An 18,882-nucleotide genomic window follows, 5' to 3' on the forward strand; every position below is an offset into this window, starting at 1 on the left:
CTCTGATGGAGGCGTTGTCGATGTCGTCTGGATCCAGTGTGGAGGACCAGCCCCTCTCCATTGAAAGCCTTGAAGGCTTCATGGGGGACTACTACCAGCACCTGGCTGAGGAGGATGCCCGAAGCTACCCCCGCGACGTACTGGAGTCCCGGGCCGAGGAACACCGCCGGACAGCATCAGGACGGCAGCCCGGGCAGGCGAAGATCTCGATCATCGACGAAGAGGACAGCAGCGTCATCTTTGTCGTCACCGACGACATGCCGTTTCTTGTCGACTCCGTGAACTCAGAACTGGTCAGGCAGCACGCCGCCATCAAGCTTGTGGTCCACCCGCTTTTCGTGGCCACCAGGAACCGGGAAACGGGCGAACTGGTCAAGGTCAACAGGGTCCCCGCGCACTTGGGCATATCAAGTGGGGATACCGCGGCAATGCCAAACCTCTCCCACCTCATCGCGCAGGGTGAGAACGCGTCGCACATGGAGTCGTGGATCGCCGTCGAAATCCAACGCGTCTCCGACGACGTGAAGGCGTCCCTGCTCGCCGGCCTGACCCGCGTGCTGAAAGACGTGCGCGCCGCCGTCGAAGACTGGCCCAAAATGCGCCAAAAGGCCCTGGAAATCGCCGAAAGCCTGGACCGGGTAGCCAATCCCGCCCAGATTGCCGAACTGCGGCAGGCCAAGGACCTGCTGCGGTGGCTTGACGAAGGGAACTTCACGTTCCTCGGCTACCGTGAGTACGACCTTCTCAACGTGGACGGCGAAGACGTCCTCGAACTGCGCGAGGACAGCGGCCTCGGGCTGCTGCGCGCGGCCGCCGACTCCCCGCACATCCAGCACCTCACTGATACCGGCCGTAAGAAGGCCCGCGAAAAGCGTGCACTGGTCATCACGAAGGCCAATTCACGGTCCACCGTCCACCGCTCGGCCTACTTGGACTACATAGGCATCAAAAGCTTCGACGCCGCGGGCAACGTCAACGGGGAGCGCCGTTTCATCGGTCTTTTCGCCACCAGCGCCTACGCCGGCTCCGTCCGCGATATTCCCATTGTCCGGGAGAAAGTGGATGCCGTGCTGCAGAGCGCGGGTTTCCCGCCGGACTCGCACTCGGGCAAGGACCTCCTGGGAATCCTCGAAACCTACCCCCGGGATGAACTTTTCCAGATCGAAATTCCCGACCTTGCCGCCACCGCGCTGGGAATCCAGAAGCTGCAGGAACGGCGGCGTACCCGCCTGTTCCTGAGGCCGGACATCTACGGCCGGTTCATGTCCGCCGTCGTTTACCTGCCGCGCGACCGTTACACCACCAACGTCCGGCTTCGCATAGAACAGGAACTGCGGGAAACGTTCCAGGCGGTCTCGATTGATTACGAAGCCCGTATGACGGAGTCCGCCCTCGCCAGGCTGTTCTTCCGTATTCGGCTGCCCAAGGATGCCGACGTCAGCCACGTCAACAGCGATGAGCTGGAAAAGCGGCTGGTCCGGGCCGCAAGGTCATGGAGTGAAGGCATCGCGGAAGTCCTGCGTGAAGGGCGGGATGCGACCGAAGCCAAGGAACTCGCCGCTGTCTGGGCCGAAGCGTTCCCGGCCAGCTACCGCGTGGACTACGAAGTAGAGGACGCGCTTGAGGACATTGCGCGTTTCGAAAAGTACGGGGCCGCCGCGGAGCGGAGCACCGGCGCGCGGCAGGAACGGCCGGGCGTCCACGTGTACCTTCCAGAAGGGGCCGGCGCCACCCTGGAAGAGGATGCAAGGGTCAAGCTCTACATGCTGGAGCCCAAGAGCCTGAGCCAGATTTTGCCGTACTTCCATAATCTCGGACTCGAGGTCCTGGATGAACGGCCGTTTGAAATCGAAACAGCAGACCACCGCGACTTCTTTCTGTACGACCTGGGTTTGAAATACCCGGCCGGCGTGGACCCGATGTCAACCGGAGAGCTTCTCGCGGAATCCTTCGGGGCGGCTGTCACCGGCGCTGCGGAATCGGACAGCTTTGACCGGCTGGTACTGAGGGAGGGCCTGCACTGGCGGCAGATCACCGTACTGCGCGCCTATGCCCGTTACATGCGCCAGCTGGGCAACAGCAGCTCCTTCGGCTTCATGGCGGACACGCTCCTCGCGAACCCCAACGTGACAAGGGGCCTCACGGCGCTCTTCGCCGCCCGCTTTGACCCGGCCTTGACTGACGGAGACCGGTCCGAGGCACAGGCCTCCGTGGGACGGGACCTGGCAGCATCCATCGAAAAGGTGGCAACGCTGGACGCCGACCGCGTGCTGCGCACCTTCGTCAACCTCATTGAGGCCACGCTTCGCACCAACTTCTACCAGGACAAGCCGCACCTGAGCTTCAAGCTGGATCCCGCGCGGATCGAAGGACTGCCCTTCCCGCGGCCCATGTTTGAAATCTGGGTTTACTCCCCACGAGTTGAGGGTGTGCACCTTCGGTTCGGCAAGGTGGCGCGTGGCGGACTGCGCTGGTCTGACCGGCGGGAGGATTTCCGGACGGAGGTCCTGGGCCTGGTGAAGGCGCAGACGGTCAAGAACGCCGTCATCGTGCCAACCGGTGCCAAGGGCGGCTTCTTCGCCAAGCAGCTTCCCGATCCCGCCACGGACCGCGCCGCCTGGATGGCCGAGGGCGTCGAAAGCTACAAGACGTTCATCCGTGGGCTGCTGGATCTAACTGACAACCTTCTCACGGAGGGCGGCGGCGAACGGCTCGTGCCGCCGTCGAACGTGGTCAGGCATGACGACGACGACTCCTACCTGGTGGTCGCGGCGGACAAGGGAACGGCTACTTTCTCAGACATTGCCAACAGCCTTTCCGCGGAGTACGGCTTCTGGCTTGGCGACGCCTTCGCCTCCGGCGGCTCCGTGGGGTACGACCACAAGGCCATGGGCATCACGGCCCGCGGCGCCTGGGAATCGGTCAAGCGGCACTTCAGCGAGCTGGACCTGGATACCCAGACCGAGCCGTTCACGGTGGTGGGTGTGGGGGACATGTCCGGTGACGTGTTTGGCAATGGGATGCTCCTGTCCCGGCACATCCGCCTGCTGGCTGCCTTCGACCACCGGCACATCTTCCTGGACCCGGAGCCGGACGAGGAGTCCTCGTTTGCGGAGCGGCAGAGACTTTTCGAGCTGCCCCGGTCCTCGTGGGACGACTACGACAAGTCGCTGATCAGTGAAGGCGGCGGGGTCTTCGCCCGGCAGGCCAAGTCCATTCCCGTGTCCACGCAGGTTCGGACCGCGCTGGGGCTCCCGGCGGACACCACTGAACTCAGCCCTCCCGAGCTGCTGCGTGCCATCCTGCTGGCGCCTGCCGACCTTCTCTACAACGGCGGTATCGGTACCTACGTCAAGGCGAGTTCCGAATCCAACGCATCCGTGGGGGACAAAGCCAACGATGCCATCCGCGTCAACGGCCGGGACCTGCGCGTCAAGGTGGTGGGTGAAGGCGGAAACCTGGGCATGACCCAGCGCGGACGTATCGAGGCAGCGTTGCAGGGCGTCATTCTCAACACGGACGCGATCGACAACTCCGCCGGCGTGGACTGCTCGGACCACGAAGTGAACATCAAGATCTTCGTTGACCGGATGGTTGCGGCTGGCAAACTGCCGGCCGGTGAGCGGGCCGACTTCCTCGCTTCCATGACCGATGAGGTGGGCCGGCTGGTCCTCGAAGACAACATCGACCAGAACATCCTGCTGCTGAACGACAGGACCCGCGTCGCGGAGTGGAGCCCGAGCTACGAGCGGCTCATGGACTGGCTGGAGAAGAGCGCCGACTTGAATCGCGACCTGGAAGCGCTGCCCAGCACGGCAATGCTCCGGGACCGGCTGCAGCAAGGCCAGGGCCTGACCTCTCCCGAGCTTTCGGTGCTGGCCGCCTACGCCAAGATCGAGCTTGCATCGGCGCTGCGGGACAGCGACCTTGCCGATGACCCGTGGTTCCGGCAGACGCTGCGTTCCTACTTCCCGCACCAGGTGCGGGAACGCTTCGATGCGGAACTGGACACCCACCCCCTGCGCCGCGAGATTATCGCCACCGTGGTGGCGAACGACATGATCAACCTGGGCGGCATCACCTTCGCCTTCCGCGTCATGGAGGAAACCTCGGCCAGTGAAGTGGCCGTGGCCAAGGCATTCGTGGCGCTGCGCGAGGTGTACGAACTGGATGCGATGGTGGGCGAGCTGAACAGCCTGCCTGCCTCGTTCCCCACGGAGCACTGGAGCACCGTCCACCTGGACATCCGCCGGCTTCTGGACCGTGCGGTCCGGTGGCTGCTGAGCCAGGAGAGCGTTTCACGCCCCATCGCCGACGTGGTGGCCGAGTTCAAGCCGCTCATGGATCCCATGCGGGCACGGCTGCTGGACTACCTGCGCGGCGACGACCGCGAGCGGGTGGCGGAATGGCTGGCGAAGGGCCGCGAGTGGCAACTGCCCGAAGGCCTTGCCCTGCGCTGGGCAGAACTGTTCGAGAGCTTCGTGCTGCTGGACATCGCAAAGATCGCCCGGACCCGGAAAGACCCGGTGGAGCAGATCGCCGCCGTCTACTACACGGTGTTCAACCGGTTCCATGCCGACTCGCTGCTGGAGCGGATCAGCAGCCTGCCCCGACAGGACCGGTGGCAGGCGCTGGCAAGGGCTGCCCTGCGCGACGATCTGTACTCAACGGTGTCGGACATGACGACGGCGGTGCTGGACGCTACGTCTGCCGCCGACGCCCCCGATGCACGGCTCAAGGACTGGGAGGCACAAAATGCCGAGCAGCTGGGCAGGGCAAAGAGCATGTTCGACGAGGTGAATGCACTCGAGGCCGACGACATGGCCTCGCTGTCGGTAGCATTGAGGCTCTTGAGGTCAATCGTCCGACGCTAGCAATCCGGCGTCGCAAATGGAGGTGCAGTGGCAATCTTTACGGACCCTATCAGGGAACATGCTGATTTCGGGCCGGGCGATGCCGAATGGCTGCACCTCCTGGTGGGGGACTGGCAGATGGTCGCGGACTTGGCGTTCGCCGACCTGGCGCTCTGGTTCCCCCACCCGGAGCTTGGCTACATCGCTTTGGCGCACGTACGCCCGTCCACCACGCACACGGCGTTCCACAGCGACTTCGTCGGCGAGGGAATCCGGTCAGACCTGCAACCGCTCGTGGACAAAGCCTGGAACTCCCGGTCCATTGAGCGCTCCAGCGAGACGAACTGGAACAGCGAGATGGCGCTGCGGGTGGAGGCCGTCCCCATGGTCCGCAACGGCCGGACCCTTGCGGTAGTCACCACCCATATGGACCTCTCCAGTTCACGCATGCCGTCACGGCTGGAGTTGACCTACCGCCAGTGCGCCTACGACCTCCTGCGGATGGGCACGCTTGGGTTGTGGCCCGACTTCGCCTCACCTACCGGCTCCCGCCGGGGCGCGCCCCGCGTAGGGGACGGCCTCATCCGGCTGGATGCCGATGGCGTGGTCCAGTACGCCAGTCCCAACGGAGTGTCGGCCTTCCGGCGCCTGGGTGACGGCGAATCCCTGGAAGGGCGCTCGCTCGCCGAAGTCACCGCCGGCCTGCTCAAGGACCGGCGCATGGTCGATGAGACCCTGCCGCTGGTTGTCACCGGACGCATGCCATGGCGCAGCGAGATCGAGTCCCGCGGGGTCAGCCTGTCCCTGCGGGCCATTCCGCTCCGGGACGAACAGCAGCGGTTCGGCGCCCTGGTTCTCTGCCGTGACGTCTCCGAGTTGCGCCGACGCGAAATGGAGCTGGTGACCAAGGACGCCACCATCCGGGAGATCCACCACCGGGTCAAGAACAATCTCCAGACCGTGGCTGCGCTCTTGCGGATGCAGTCCAGGCGCATGGTCAGCGATGAGGCGAAGCAGGGCCTGGAGCAGGCGATGCGGCGCGTTGCCACGATCGCGCTGGTCCACGAGACATTGTCGCAGGGCCTGACGCAAAGTGTTGATTTCGACGAACTGATCGGGCGCCAGTTCCGGCTGTCTGCTGAGGTGGCCTCCCCGTCGCAGCAGGTCCGGACCGAACGGTCAGGGACCTTCGGTGAACTTCCCAGCGATCTTGCCACCCCGCTGGCCCTCGTCATCAACGAACTGGTGACCAACGCTGTGGAGCATGGCCTTGAAGGAAGGGCAGGAACAGTCTGGCTTGTTGCCGACCGGTCCGAAGGGGACGACGGCGAAGAACTGACAGTGACCATCGCCGATGACGGGGTGGGGCTTCCGCAGACTCCGCACGTTGAGGGGCTCGGGCTTCAGATCGTGCGCACGCTTGTCACCAGCGAGTTGGGCGGGACCATCACGTGGGAGCGCCGCGAGGGCGGCGGGACCGAGGTCAAGATCCGGCTCAGCCTGGCCGGGAAGTAGGGGTACCGGTCCGGCCACATCCAAGGGCCGGACGGTGAGTAATACAGACACCGTAGAACAGACAGAGGCCCCTGGACGATCCATGTGGATTGTCCAGGGGCCTCTGTTCTGCGGTTGCTGGGCCCGATGCTGACCGGCCTGCGGTGCCGTGCCTTCCTAGGAGGCGCGACGTGCGCGGGCGGCGCGCCGTTTAAGCGCGCGGCGCTCGTCTTCGCTCATGCCGCCCCATACGCCGGCGTCCTGGCCGGACTCGAGGGCCCACTGCAGGCAGGTGTCTACGACAGGGCACCGGCGGCAGACGCTCTTGGCTTCCTCGATCTGCAGGAGGGCAGGTCCTGTGTTCCCAACGGGGAAGAACAGTTCCGGGTCCTTGTCAAGGCACGCTGCGCGGTTACGCCAATCCATGCTGATCAGTTGCTCCATTTCCGGGAAATGCCTTTGTGAAATTATTCACTAGTGGCTACAAAGGAAAGGGGCCCTCAGGGCCCCCTTGGTCATCTGCATCAAGCCTGTCATGTTAACGCTGTGTAAACAAGGGGTAATAACGCTTGATATCCGCTGAAACCTGAGCGATGCATCACAGTGTCGGCTCCCGCCCTCACCAGTGTCCGACTATGTCCGGTAGGGTGCCAGTGTGTCAAGACCCCCGGTAAACCCAGCAGGCGCCCCCTCTTCTCCTGATGAGCCCCGTGACGGTGCTGACCCCTCGGCCGGCGATCGTCCGGCAACCGTGCCGGCCGCGGCCAAGGTGGTGGCCATTGTGACTGCTGCAGAGGCGACGGCTTTGCTGGCAGCCGCCTGGTGGTACGCCTACGAGCTGCTCAGCGGGAGCCCCGTGCTGTCCTTCTGGGGTGCCGTCTTCACCTTGGGGCTCCTGCTTGCTTTCTCCGCGTGGCTGTTTGCGGTGTCCGTCTTTTTGTACAGGGGCTACCGCTGGACCCGGGCGGCCGCATTGGTGGCCCAACTGTTCGTCCTGACCATAGGCGTACCTGCCATAACCAGCGGCCTGGTCCTTGCCGGGTTGGCGATGCTGGTACCCGCTGTTGTCGCCATCGTCCTCCTGTTCTCCAACAACGTGATCAACCATGCCTCCCGAACCGGAAGTGCTCCGCCCGCACTTTGACCTGCAGCGCGGGGCCTGGCCGCCTCTCCGCGGGACGGCGTTCGACGGGCAACCGGCATGCTCAGCCTGTCGCGCCCGCCCAGGCCACCTGAACGGGGCAGGACCGCCCGCCGGAGATGAGGACGCCACGCCCCGGCGGAGCGTTGGACTCAACTTCGAACCTGATCCCAAACAAGTCGCCATCCGCCAGGGAACGTGGCCCCAGCAGAAGTCCGGCGCCGGCGCCCCTTGCGTTCATGACCAGCGGAACGCGTTGGAAAAGCATTGGGCTGAAGGCAGCAGTGACCATCAGGGAGTGGCCCAAAGCGGCCAGCTGCTCCAAAGCCCTCAACGCCGGAAGGGCCAGCAGATCAACGTCGTCAACCAGCAGTACGGTCTCCCGCGAAAGCCCCCCGCTCTCCGCCTGCATAAGCACGTCCCGCCAAAAATCTTCTGCGCCTTCTGCCGGTACCGGACACGTGCACCACTGCTGTCCCGGGTTGAGTGCTGCCAGCGCGAGCAGGGTATTGCTTTTGCCGCTTCCCGGGTTGCCAAGAATGGCGGTGACTCCGCTGCCAGGCATCCGCAAGGACGCTGGAGCGGGTTCGTCTCCGGCTACGCCCAGGATGACGTTGCGTGGCCGGCGGGGCGGTTCCGATAGTTCGTAGCAGTGCGTACCGCCAGGCGGGTCCTGGTCTGGGGACCGCAGGGCTCGGTGGGGTGTCCCCACCGCCGACATGACCGCTGCGATCTGCCGGACCGTGATTTTCGCCGGGAGGGGTTCAATGCGGAATGGAGTCGATGCGGCTGGCGGATATCCGGCGCCTCTCCGGCCTGTGCCAGCCTGCAGATCGGGGGTGCGGTAGAACTGGCAGGCAACGGGGTTGCCGCCCGAGACAGGGCCGAAGGCTACAGCCCTGCCCTTGACGGCCGGAACGGCAGGCATCCGCGGCCACAGGGCGCGGTTCTCCTCGGTGGAGCAGGCTGGAAAAAAGAAACGATTGGGAAGCGCACCAAAGAACCTGGCGGTGACAAGCTCCCGCTCCCCATGGACCAGGAGCGTTATCCCTGCCCTGGCGCCGTCGCGCACGAGGTCCAGAACCAGATCTTCCGCCCAGGCCAGCGGTCCGGACCGGAATGCCGAAACCCAGGATCCCCAGCCGATGATGACGAGGACGAGAGGTACCGGATTGGAGGCGGGTTGACTCAACCGCTGCCCCAGTTCACGGACGAGCCGCTCCAGGATGCGCACTCCACGCCGCAGATCGTGCAAGGCGGCGTGGGCGCCCACCCGTGCTTCACCTGCCAGCGGGCAAAGACTCCCGTCCGCGTCCAGGACATAGAAATGGGCTCCATCAGGACTGGCCATTAGTTCATGGACAGTCAATTCCAGTGCCGATCCGGCCCCGGAAGTTGGACTGCCAATGAAGGCTGCGTGACCGTGCTTGGCATGGCTCCACAGAAGGGGCTGAAGTTCTTGTTGCTCGGGAACATCCATTAGGCCGAGGCAGATCTGGCCCGCCACAGCCACGGGTTCCAGGGCCAGTGAGTCAGCGGTTCCCGAATCCGAGGATGGCGCGTTCGGGTCGGGCTTTTCCAGTTCAGTCGGCAGTGGAGGTGCGACAGGCCTTCTCGGTGCTGGTTTCTGCTGGGCAGCGCACAGACTCCTCACCAAGGCTGCCAGCGGTTCCACTGCCTGTGCGGGGGTGGGTGCAGGGGCTCGTCTGTCGCCTGGTTCGGCTGCCTGGCAGGCGAGATAGTCCATTGTCCGCTGGACAGAAACGGCACTTGGCTGTTTGCGATCGGAGACTGACGACAGGGACGCGGCCTGGAACTCCTCGGCCGGCTCCGTTCCGCGCGCCAGGAAGGCGCGGCCGGGGGTATTAACACTGATGGCCGAAGCGTCCCTGGAAGTGACGATGTCGACAGATTCCATGTCGGACTGCACGCGAAGTGCAATGCTCGAGGTGACGTTTGCACGGATGTCAGCTGTCAACGCTCCCTGCGGCCTCTGAGTGGCCATGATCAAGTGGATGCCCAGTGACCGTCCGATCGATGCTATCCGCAGCAGCTCACGAAGCACTTCCGGCGCGTCGTCAACCAGCATCCTGAACTCATCGATGACGATGACGAGGTGGGGGAGCACAAAATCCTTGGCCGCCGGTGCGGAGCGGTACGTGGAGACGTCAGGGACGCGGGCCGCGGCGAGGCAGCTCTCCCGCAGCCTCACTTCGGCGCGAAGCGATGTCAGTGTCCGCTCCATCTCGGAATCGGAAAGATCCGTCTGCAGTCCCACGCAATGGAAGAGCCCGCTGAGCGGACCAAGACCTGAACCGCCCTTGAAATCGATGAAGAAGAAGTTGACCCGGTCCGGCGGATAGGACAAGGCCAGCGCCAGGGCCATGCTCCGGAGCAGTTCCGACTTCCCTGAGCCTGTGGTGCCTGCCACCACGAGGTGCGGACCGTCGGCCAGGAGGTCGAAGGTCTTCGTTCCCGACCTGCAAACGCCCAAGGGTACGGGCAACCCGATGTTTCGGGCGCTGCAGTCCCATCTGCTTGCGGTAGCCGCGAGCGTCAGTGGCAGGACTTCGTCAAGGCTGCAGGAAGCGGGAACGGTCCTGGCCTGTTCCTTGTCACGAATCAGGGCACCGGCGAGGTGCCGGCAGAAAGCGGTAAAGACTTCGTCCGGGACCAGGTCAGGGACAAACACAGTACCGCGGTGGTTCTGCACCACGGTTGATGCGCGCTCGGACAGGAGGACGTCAGGTGCAGGCCAATCGCCGTCTTCAGGCAGGAAGTGAAGAACCTGCCACCCCCGCTGGAGCGCTGCTTCCCGGAGCGACTTTTCCACCACCGCTCCGGAGTTATCCCCCCGGATCAAAAGGACTCCCCGCCCGCAGCCCTGTTGCTCGCTGCCGTCCACTGCATTAAGGGCGGCGGACAGTGTTGCAGTGAGCGTCACTCTGCTGAGATACCGGGCTGCGAGGGGTAGGGCTTCCGGCAGCCCGTGGACGACGACATTCATCGTGCCCGTGCGCGGGTATGCCGCAAGTTGCATGAGAAGGGAGCGGAGGGTGCCATCGGTGGCAAAGCGCGGGCCGCCCAGGGTGGTGAGCGGGACGTCCGGGTCCAGAACGACGGGGACGATTCCTGCCCGTGGGATGGTCTCGGCAGCACCGGGCGGTTCGATCCTGACATTGGCCGGCTGTTCTGCCTGTCCCAGCCGCAGCCACACCCCGTCGCCGGGGGAATCCGGGCAGGACGTCCCTTCAGTCCGCCGGGCCGCAAGAGCAACGATGGACAGGGAAGGGGCGCACCGTCGTCGGCGTTCCCTGTCATCTTCAACAGCCGACTTCAGGGCCGCGGACAGGTCCCGCCTGTGCCGCCGTCCGCTGACCGCGGGCACCAGGACCGAAAACACCGAAACCGCGGAAAAGGCCAGAAACATCCACATGCCGGTGAGAAAGGCCAGCAGTACCCCAAGTGCCAGTGGGAGAATCGCGGTCAGAAGGAGTGCCGCGCGGTTTCCTGGATCAGGGCGGCCGGACACCACGATAGGTTCCGCCACCGACTTTCCTGCTTCCGAGAGGACTCTATGGGGCACATCTGCAAACACCAGCGATAGGTTCGATTGACCGCACCTGATGGTTGAGTCCGTTGAGATAACCGTGTTCCGTATCCTTTGGCCGTCGACATACGTCCCGTTGGCGCTGTCCAGGTCAACCACTATGATCTCCGTGTCAGTGACCACCACACTGGCATGTTCACGGGACAACTCCGGGTCCGGGATGACAATCCGTGTGCCGCTTCGACCGATGGTGTAGGTGCCACGCCGTAATGGCACTACGGTTCCCGCTGCTGCTCCGCTGTCGATGGCGAGGACCAGGGGAGGGACGGCATCGGCAATTGGCGGGCGCCGTGGCCGCCTGCTCGAAGGTGGGGTGCCGCCGTCGACAAGGATTGCCGCCTCTACGAGCGGCGGCACGCCGAGGACCAGGGAACGCAGATCCTGCCCGTCCACGCTGACCGAGCCCGCACCGTACTTCCGGACCAACTGTTCGTGAATGACGTACCCTGCCGTGCCGGCCGGTGCATCAATGGACAGTTCCACGGGTGGCTGGGGACGCGGTGATCCCGGTCCGCCCACCAGAGTGCAATTAAGCGTCATGGGTAGTTGGTCCCTCGTGCATGCACCCACGCTAGCCACCGGGCTCAGTGCGGGGCATTGGCTTCTGCGCCTATGTGGATAAACCGCACTGGGATAACGGGGTCCTTCGCCTGCCCACCGGGACTCCGTGTGCCGGGTCACAGCGGGAATGCTGATTCGACGGGCCCTGCAGTCACTCGGGTAGGCTAGAGCAGCAGACACTGCGCACCATTGCGCTGCCCGCATTCGAACCAGGAGATTTTGTGACCGCTGACCTCGTCATCGTAGGGTCCGGCTTTTTTGGCCTGACAATCGCAGAACAGGCCGCCACTGAGCTCGGCCTGAAGGTCGTTGTCATCGACCGCCGCCACCACATCGGCGGAAACGCGTACAGCGAAAAGGAAGAGCAGACCGGGATCGAGATCCACCGGTACGGCGCCCACCTCTTCCATACCTCGAACGAGCGGGTGTGGGAGTACGTCAACCGGTTCACCACCTTCACTGACTATGTGCACAAGGTCTATGGCGTCCACAAGGGCGAGGTCTATTCGCTTCCCATCAACCTGGCCACCATCAACCAGTTCTTCCGGGCCAATCTCACCCCCGGCCAGGCCCGCGACCTCATCCAGGAACAGGCAGGGGAACTGGCGGGAACTGACCCCCAGAACCTGAACGACAAGGGCATCCAGCTGATCGGCCGCCCCTTGTACGAGGCCTTCATCAAGCACTACACCGGCAAGCAGTGGCAGACAGATCCCAAGGACCTGCCGGCCGGTATCATTTCCCGGCTGCCTGTGCGCTACAACTATGACAACCGGTACTTCAATGACAAGTACGAGGGCCTGCCGACCAACGGCTACACCGCCTGGATCGAAAAGATGGCAGAGCACCCCAACATCGAGGTGCGGCTCAATACCGACTTCTTCGACGAGTCCCACGAGTACAGCAAAAACAAGGTCGTGGGCAACATTCCTGTCGTCTACACCGGCCCGGTGGATCGGTACTTCGACTATGCCGAGGGCGACCTGTCCTGGCGCACCATCGACTTCGAGGAAGAAGTCCTTGAGATGGGCGACTTCCAGGGCACGTCGGTTGTGAACTACAACGACGCAGACGTCCCCTACACCCGCATCATCGAACCGCGCCACTTCCACCCGGAGCGCGACTACCAGACCGAAAAGACGGTCATCATGCGCGAATTCTCGCGCTTTGCCGAAAAGGGCGATGAGCCTTACTACCCGGTCAACACCTCCGCGGACAGGGAACGCCTCCTGAAGTACCGAGACCTCGCTGCGGCCGAAAAGGACGTATTGTTCGGCGGCAGGCTGGGCACCTACAAGTACCTCGACATGCACATGGCCATCGGCGCCGCTCTCAGCATGTTTGACAACAAGATCCGGCCGCACTTCGAAAGCGGCGTACAGCTTGAAAGCGGGGGAGTCGACGCATGAGCGTCCCTACCGACAACAAGACGAAGAACACCGTGAGGGCTGACGCTGTTATGGACCGGGGAGCGTGGCAGACGCTTCAGCGTGTGATCCTGCCCAGTGCCAGCCAGATGGACACGGTGCCCCTCTATATGGACATGGGCACCGCGACGGGCATTCAGTTGCCCACCGCCGGCGACCGCGACGGTAAGACCGCGAAGCCCCGGACCATCAGCAGCCCCACCAAAGAAGCGCACGTTGAAGACTTCCTTTCGCGGCACTCAACGTCTGTCCGTTCCGGCGAACGGGTGTCTTTCGGCACCTACTTCAACGCTTTCCCCGCCAGCTACTGGCGTCGGTGGACGACAGTAGACAAGATCCGGCTCCAGGTCCGGACCCAGGGCGCCGGCTCGGTTATCGTCTACAAGTCGAACGCCCGCGGTTCCCTGCAGCGGGTGGACACCCGCCGGGTTGAAGGCAACGCGGAGAGCACGTTTGAACTTTCACTGGCGCCCTTCGGCGACGGCGGGTGGTACTGGTTCGACCTGCTGGCCGGAACCGAGCCCTTGATCATGCTCGACGCGGAATGGCAGGGTCCGGCGGTCGAAACAACGCCGGGGTCCGTCACGCTCCAGATCACCACCCTGAACAAAACGGATTTCTGCCTCAACAACCTGCGGCTCCTTGCCGACAGCGAAGAAGCGCTGGCCCACGTGCAGGAAATCCTGATTGTTGACCAGGGCACACAGAAACTTTCCGACGCTGAGGGGTTCGACGACGTCAAGCGTTCCCTCAGGGGCAAGCTCCGCATCATCAACCAGTCCAACCTGGGCGGTTCGGGCGGGTTTGCGCGGGGCATGTTCGAGGCTGTCGAGAACGGCAGCGACTACGCCCTGTTGATGGACGATGACGTTGTTGTTGAGCCTGAGAGCATCATTCGCCTTCTGACGTTCGCGGACCGGTGCAAGACTCCGACCCTCGTCGGAGGGCACATGTTCGACCTCTACAACCGGACGGTCCTGCACACCTTCGGCGAAGTGGTAAACCCTTACCGGTTCCAGCCTTCGCTACCCAGCGAGGACATGATCCTGGGCCACGACTTCCTGTCGTCCAACCTTCGCCAAACCCCGTGGCTGCATCGGCGTTGCGACGTCGATTACAACGGCTGGTGGATGTGCCTGATCCCCACCCAGGTAATCCGGGAGATCGGACTCTCACTCCCGCTGTTCATCAAGTGGGACGATTCCGAATATGGGCTGCGGGCCAAGGCGGCCGGATACCCCACGGTGTCGTTACCGGGCTCAGCTGTTTGGCACGTGTCCTGGATTGACAAGGACGACCTCGTTGGCTGGCAGGCCTACTTCCACGCCCGCAACAGGGTGGTGGCCGCCCTCCTTCACAGTCCCTACGAGTTCGGCGGCAGGGTCATCAAGGAGTCGCAATACGCTGACGTCAAGCATCTGGTGTCCATGCAGTACGCCACGGCCCAGGGCCGGCAATGGGCCCTGGAGGATGTGTTGAAGGGGCCGGAATCACTGCCCGGGCTGCTGCCAGCCAAGCTGCCACAGATCCGCGAGATGATGGCCGCACATTCGGATGCAGTCTTCCGTCCTGATCCGGAAGACTTTCCGGCGCCAAAGATGGACAAACCGCCGCGGCGGGGCCACGGCCCGTCGCAGCCTGGCAAGCTGACCCTTCTTCCATGGGCGGCCAAGACTGTCGTTCGGCAGTTGGCAAGCCCGGTCAAGGGCACCAGTGCAGAGCGTCCTCAGACAACGATTGCGCACCAGGACAACCGGTGGTGGCGCATGGCCCAGTACGACAGCGCTGTGGTGTCCAACGCTGAAGGCACCGGAGCCTCCTGGTACCGCCGGGATCCCAAGCAGTTGCGGAAGATGCTGGCAGAGAGCGCGCGGCTTCACTCTGCCCTGCTCAAGGAGTGGCCCGCGCTCAGCAGGAAATACAAAGCTGCCGTGTCGGACCTCACTTCTATGGAGTCCTGGAGGAAGACGTTCGAGCAGCATACCCAGAACGAGATCAAGTGAGTGAAGTCGCATCCGGGGAGTTGACCACGCCCGGACTGGGTGGTGGCCTCCGGGATATAAGGCAGTCAGGCTTCCTTCTTAAGCTGCTGGTACGGAAAGAGCTCAAGGTACGCTACCGAGGGTCTGTCCTGGGCCTGCTCTGGTCGTATGTGAAGCCTGGAGTGCAGTTCATCGTCTTCTACGTGGCTCTCGGGGTTTTTCTGGGCCTGGAACGAAGCGCACGGAACCCCGAAGGGTTGGCCAACTACGCCGTCTACCTGTTTTCGGGCATTGTGCTAATCAACTTCTTTTCCGAAGCACTGGGAAATGCAGCCAGGTCCATCGTCAACAACGGAAACCTCATCAAGAAGATCTATCTTCCGCGCGAACTCTTTCCTGTGGCGTCCGTTTGGGTTTCGGCTGTGCACTTCTTCCCGCAGCTGGTGGTGCTCGTCGTCGGGTGTCTCTTCGCCGGATGGCATCCCAACGTTTTTCAGCTGCTCGCGGCGGTGGCCGGCTTTGCAATCGTTGCCCTCCTTGCCACGGGCCTGGGTCTTCTGTTCGGCGCCGCCAACGTCTACTTCCGTGACTCCGAGAACCTGGTGGACATGCTCCTGATGGTCGCCACCTGGGCTTCCCCCGTGATGTATGCCTGGTCCATGGTTCAGGAGAAGCTGGGGTCGGGATGGTTTGCCGTCTACCAGGCGAATCCGATCACGATCGGCGTGGAGCTCTTTCATTACGCGTTCTGGTTCCCGACGACTGACGGTTCCGTCGCCATGCCCCCCAATCTTTTTAGTCTTTGGCTGGTGGTTGGGATCGGCGTTGCCTTGGCGATCCTCGTCCTGGGCCAATTCACTTTCCGGCGCCTTGAGGGCCGTTTCGCGCAGGAGCTCTAAGTGGTCAACGCAATTGAAGTCTCTGACATCAGCAAGCAATTCGTCCTCCGCCATACGCGATCCATCAAGGAAGCCGTCGTTTGGCTCGTCAAGGGGCGCAAAGGGGATCTTTCGGAGAAGTTCCACGCGCTAAAGAACGTTTCTCTCAACGTCGAGGCGGGGGAAACAGTGGCGCTGCTGGGCCTGAACGGTTCCGGCAAGTCCACTCTGCTCAAGCATATTTCGGGGGTCATGCTTCCTGATTCAGGAACAGTAAAAACAAGGGGCAGGGTGGCGGGACTGATCGAAGTCGGCGCGGGCTTCCACCCGGACCTCTCCGGACGCGACAACGTGTTCCTTAACGGCGCCATCCTGGGAATGACCGAGCAGCAGATCAAGGACCGGTTCGACGACATTGTCGAGTTTTCCGAGATTGGCCAGTTCATAGATACCGAGGTCAAGTTCTACTCGTCCGGAATGTACCTGCGGCTCGCCTTTTCCGTTGCTGTGCACACAGACCCTGAGGTTTTCCTGATCGATGAGATCCTCGCAGTAGGAGATGAGCCTTTCCAACGGAAGTGCATCGACAAAATCCAGGAATTGGCGCAGGACGGCAAGACCTTGGTCGTGGTGAGCCATGACTTGGATCTTGTGTCGAGGATCTGCAAACGGGGTGTTCTCCTCAAACACGGAGAAATGATTTACGACGGGCCGATACATGAGGCTGTCGGCCTGTTGCGCAATTGACCTAATTTAACCCTTCGTCGCGGGCCTTACCAGGCCGTCCGTGACGTTTTCAAGCAGGCAGCCGCGGCAGGCAGAACATACCCGCGCTCCAGTAGCCGTACGGAGGACTTTTGTCTTGGTTTGACGCAGTACCACAGTTTGTCCTCGCGGTGGCCCTGCTGATGATTCCCGGATTCACCGTCGGCATGGCCGCGCGACTGGGTGCCACCCGGGCCGCCGCCGCTGCTCCCTCTGTGAGCGTCTCAATAATTGCTGTGGCTGCAATCCTGGCACCCTTCGCTGGAATTGCCTGGTCGCTCCTGCCGGTGGTCGCCGTAACCATTGGGGTGGCCGCCGTAGCTCTTGCGGTGTCCCTCCTGCTCAGGAAGCGGGCCGGTGCGGTTGATGCGGGGTTGAAGGACAATCCGGGCCACTGGATCCTTGCCTCTTTGGCGGCATCGGCCATCGCAGCCGTCCTGATTGGTCGTCGGCTGTTGAACGCCGCCGGTTCCCCGGAGTCGTTTTCCCAAACCTTCGACAATGTGTTCCACCTGAACGCTGTGCGGTACATTCTCGACACCGGCTCCGGCTCGTCCCTCACGCTTAATGCGATGACGGGGGCCGGTTCCTATCCCGCCGCCTGGCACGACCTGGTCTCCCTGCTCGTCGGCATTGGGGGAGGGGACATCACGGCATCCGTAAACGTCATGAATATTGTCGTGGCCTCCTTCGTCTGGCCGCTTGGGTGCATTTATCTCGCACAGGCCATTTGGGGGCGCCGTCCGGCCGTCAGCATCACTGCAGGCATTGCATCTGCTGCATTCGGCGCTTTTCCAATTTCCCTCTTGGACTTCGGTGTCCTGTACCCGAATTTTCTTGCGCTTGCCCTCCTGCCTATGGTGATTGCCTTGGGACTGGACGCACTTGGCCTGTCTGCCGTATCCAGCCGATCCAGGCTCCTGAGCCTGTTCCTGCTGCTTGCGGCTCTTCCGGGTATGGCACTTGCCCACCCAAGCGCCGCCATGGCGTGGCTGGCACTGATGTTGCCCCCGTCCCTCTACGTGTACACCCGCATTTTCATGACTACGGTTGCAACCCGGCGGGGCAAGGAACGAATCATCGTTTCAACGGCCCTGGCACTCGGCTTCGTTGTCGCCGTCGTACTGCTCCGAGTCTTGTGGGACGCGGTGCGTCCTCCAGCCGAGGCTGCCTTCTGGCCGCCGGTAGAGTCGACGGGGCAGGCAATTGGAGAGGTGATCTCCAGCTCAGCAATTGGCCGTCCAGTTGCGTGGGGCATCATGCTCCTGACGCTGATCGGCATTTACTTGACTTTCCGGTCCGGGCGGCAGCTGTGGCTGCTGGGAACCTATGCGGTGGCTGCTTTTCTCTTCGTTGTGGTCAGCTCCTTTCCGGCTGACGACTTCCGGCTTTTCCTCACTGGCATCTGGTACAACGACCCTCCCCGGCTGGCGGCTCTCCTGCCCGTGGTGACGATTCCGCTTGCGTGCAGGGGTGCCGTCGCGGTGTGGAATCAGCTGTCCATCCTCGTGGCAAAGGGCGCCGGCCTGATAAGGGGCCGTTCTGTCCGGCCCACCGCGCCTGTGACGGGCGGGAAGACTTTGCGGCCGGAGATGTTGGGCGCCGTGGCGGCTACCGTCATGGTTTTGGCTTTGATTGTGGCGACTCAACGCGGCAATGTCAGCCAAGCCGAAGCGTCAATGGCAGGGTCTTACCGGTTGTCCGAGAACTCACCGCTGATCTCCAGCGACGAGATGGCGCTCATCAAGCGCTTGCCAGGCGAAGTGCCCCAGGACGCCCTTATGGTGGGCAATCCATGGAACGGAAGTTCCCTCGCGTACGCCTTTGCCGACCGGAAGCTCGTCCAACTCCACATCCTCAGCGCCGTTCCCCAAGGTGCAACTCCTTTGCTTAACGGTCCTGCTCCGGCCAAGGACGATCCCGCCGTATGCCCGACAGTTGAAAGCCTGAAGATCGAATACATCCTCGACTTCGGGCACCGGGAAGTCCATGGAAGGGACAGTGGCTATAAAGGACTGGACGCCCTCATAGCTGCAGGCATGGCCACACTCGAAGACTCCCAGGGTGAGGCGAAGCTCTACAAACTCGACCTGTGCCCTTCCCCTCCTGCGTAGAGGCTAAACCCGGCCTCATAATTCAGCCCCGGAACGGTTGGTATCCGCTTTGCGGGA

10 protein-coding genes are annotated in these 18,882 nt (G+C 63.0%); 8 read left to right on the forward strand and 2 right to left on the reverse strand.

Annotated features, from left to right (window positions below; translation table 11 throughout):
• The first annotated feature begins 20 nt into the window (after positions 1 to 20).
• Together ACV095_RS07175 and ACV095_RS07180 are read left to right on the forward strand one after the other, a co-directional pair.
• Positions 21 to 4,874: an NAD-glutamate dehydrogenase gene (locus ACV095_RS07175; protein WP_478223185.1), complete on the forward strand. Its 4,854-nt coding sequence runs from the start codon at positions 21 to 23 to the stop codon at positions 4,872 to 4,874.
• Positions 4,875 to 4,901: 27 nt separating this feature from the next.
• Positions 4,902 to 6,368: a sensor histidine kinase gene (locus ACV095_RS07180; RefSeq protein WP_018768501.1), complete on the forward strand. Its 1,467-nt coding sequence runs from the start codon at positions 4,902 to 4,904 to the stop codon at positions 6,366 to 6,368.
• Positions 6,369 to 6,524: 156 nt separating this feature from the next.
• Here the strand turns inward: ACV095_RS07180 and ACV095_RS07185 are convergent, their stop codons facing one another.
• Positions 6,525 to 6,773 carry a WhiB family transcriptional regulator gene (locus ACV095_RS07185; protein WP_003804966.1) on the reverse strand — a complete coding sequence of 83 codons (249 nt, stop codon included), beginning with the start codon at positions 6,771 to 6,773 and terminating at the stop codon, positions 6,525 to 6,527.
• Positions 6,774 to 7,098: 325 nt separating this feature from the next.
• On the opposite strand from ACV095_RS07185, the gene ACV095_RS07190 reads away from it, so the two are divergent.
• The gene (locus ACV095_RS07190; protein WP_478223430.1) at positions 7,099 to 7,491 is read left to right on the forward strand and encodes a hypothetical protein; all 393 of its coding nucleotides are present in this window, start codon (positions 7,099 to 7,101) and stop codon (positions 7,489 to 7,491) included.
• 61 nt (positions 7,492 to 7,552) lie between these two features.
• Here ACV095_RS07190 and ACV095_RS07195 read toward each other — a convergent pair whose 3' ends face one another.
• Positions 7,553 to 11,638 carry an FtsK/SpoIIIE domain-containing protein gene (locus ACV095_RS07195; RefSeq protein WP_478223186.1) on the reverse strand — a complete coding sequence of 1,362 codons (4,086 nt, stop codon included), beginning with the start codon at positions 11,636 to 11,638 and terminating at the stop codon, positions 7,553 to 7,555.
• Between the two features lie 242 nt (positions 11,639 to 11,880).
• Here ACV095_RS07195 and glf point away from each other — a divergent pair, with 242 nt between their 5' ends.
• The 5 genes from glf to ACV095_RS07220 all read left to right on the forward strand — a co-directional run bounded on the left by glf (position 11,881) and on the right by ACV095_RS07220 (position 18,825).
• Complete coding sequence (gene glf / locus ACV095_RS07200; protein WP_018768498.1) at positions 11,881 to 13,068, forward strand: UDP-galactopyranose mutase; 1,188 nt, start codon at positions 11,881 to 11,883, stop codon at positions 13,066 to 13,068.
• Positions 13,065 to 15,089 carry a glycosyltransferase gene (locus ACV095_RS07205; protein WP_478223187.1) on the forward strand — a complete coding sequence of 675 codons (2,025 nt, stop codon included), beginning with the start codon at positions 13,065 to 13,067 and terminating at the stop codon, positions 15,087 to 15,089. Before glf ends, ACV095_RS07205 begins: the two co-directional genes overlap by 4 nt.
• The gene (locus tag ACV095_RS07210) at positions 15,086 to 15,967 is read left to right on the forward strand and encodes an ABC transporter permease (RefSeq protein ID WP_026265651.1); all 882 of its coding nucleotides are present in this window, start codon (positions 15,086 to 15,088) and stop codon (positions 15,965 to 15,967) included. The genes ACV095_RS07205 and ACV095_RS07210 overlap by 4 nt, the downstream gene beginning before the upstream one ends.
• The gene (locus tag ACV095_RS07215) at positions 15,968 to 16,693 is read left to right on the forward strand and encodes an ABC transporter ATP-binding protein (protein ID WP_018768495.1); all 726 of its coding nucleotides are present in this window, start codon (positions 15,968 to 15,970) and stop codon (positions 16,691 to 16,693) included. It abuts the gene before it with no gap.
• Between the two features lie 110 nt (positions 16,694 to 16,803).
• Positions 16,804 to 18,825 carry a DUF6541 family protein gene (locus ACV095_RS07220; protein ID WP_478223188.1) on the forward strand — a complete coding sequence of 674 codons (2,022 nt, stop codon included), beginning with the start codon at positions 16,804 to 16,806 and terminating at the stop codon, positions 18,823 to 18,825.
• Positions 18,826 to 18,882: the final 57 nt, after the last annotated feature.

Source organism: Arthrobacter sp. JDC6, assembly GCF_056484025.1.

What these genes read in the sequence shown, in the direction of transcription:
- ACV095_RS07175 (WP_478223185.1), top strand. Translation starts at nt 21, where the DNA reads ATGTCGTCTGGATCCAGTGTGGAGGACCAGCCCCTCTCCATTGAAAGC.
- ACV095_RS07185 (WP_003804966.1), bottom strand. Translation starts at nt 6,773, where the DNA reads ATGGATTGGCGTAACCGCGCAGCGTGCCTTGACAAGGACCCGGAACTG.
- ACV095_RS07195 (WP_478223186.1), bottom strand. Translation starts at nt 11,638, where the DNA reads ATGACGCTTAATTGCACTCTGGTGGGCGGACCGGGATCACCGCGTCCC.
- ACV095_RS07205 (WP_478223187.1), top strand. Translation starts at nt 13,065, where the DNA reads ATGAGCGTCCCTACCGACAACAAGACGAAGAACACCGTGAGGGCTGAC.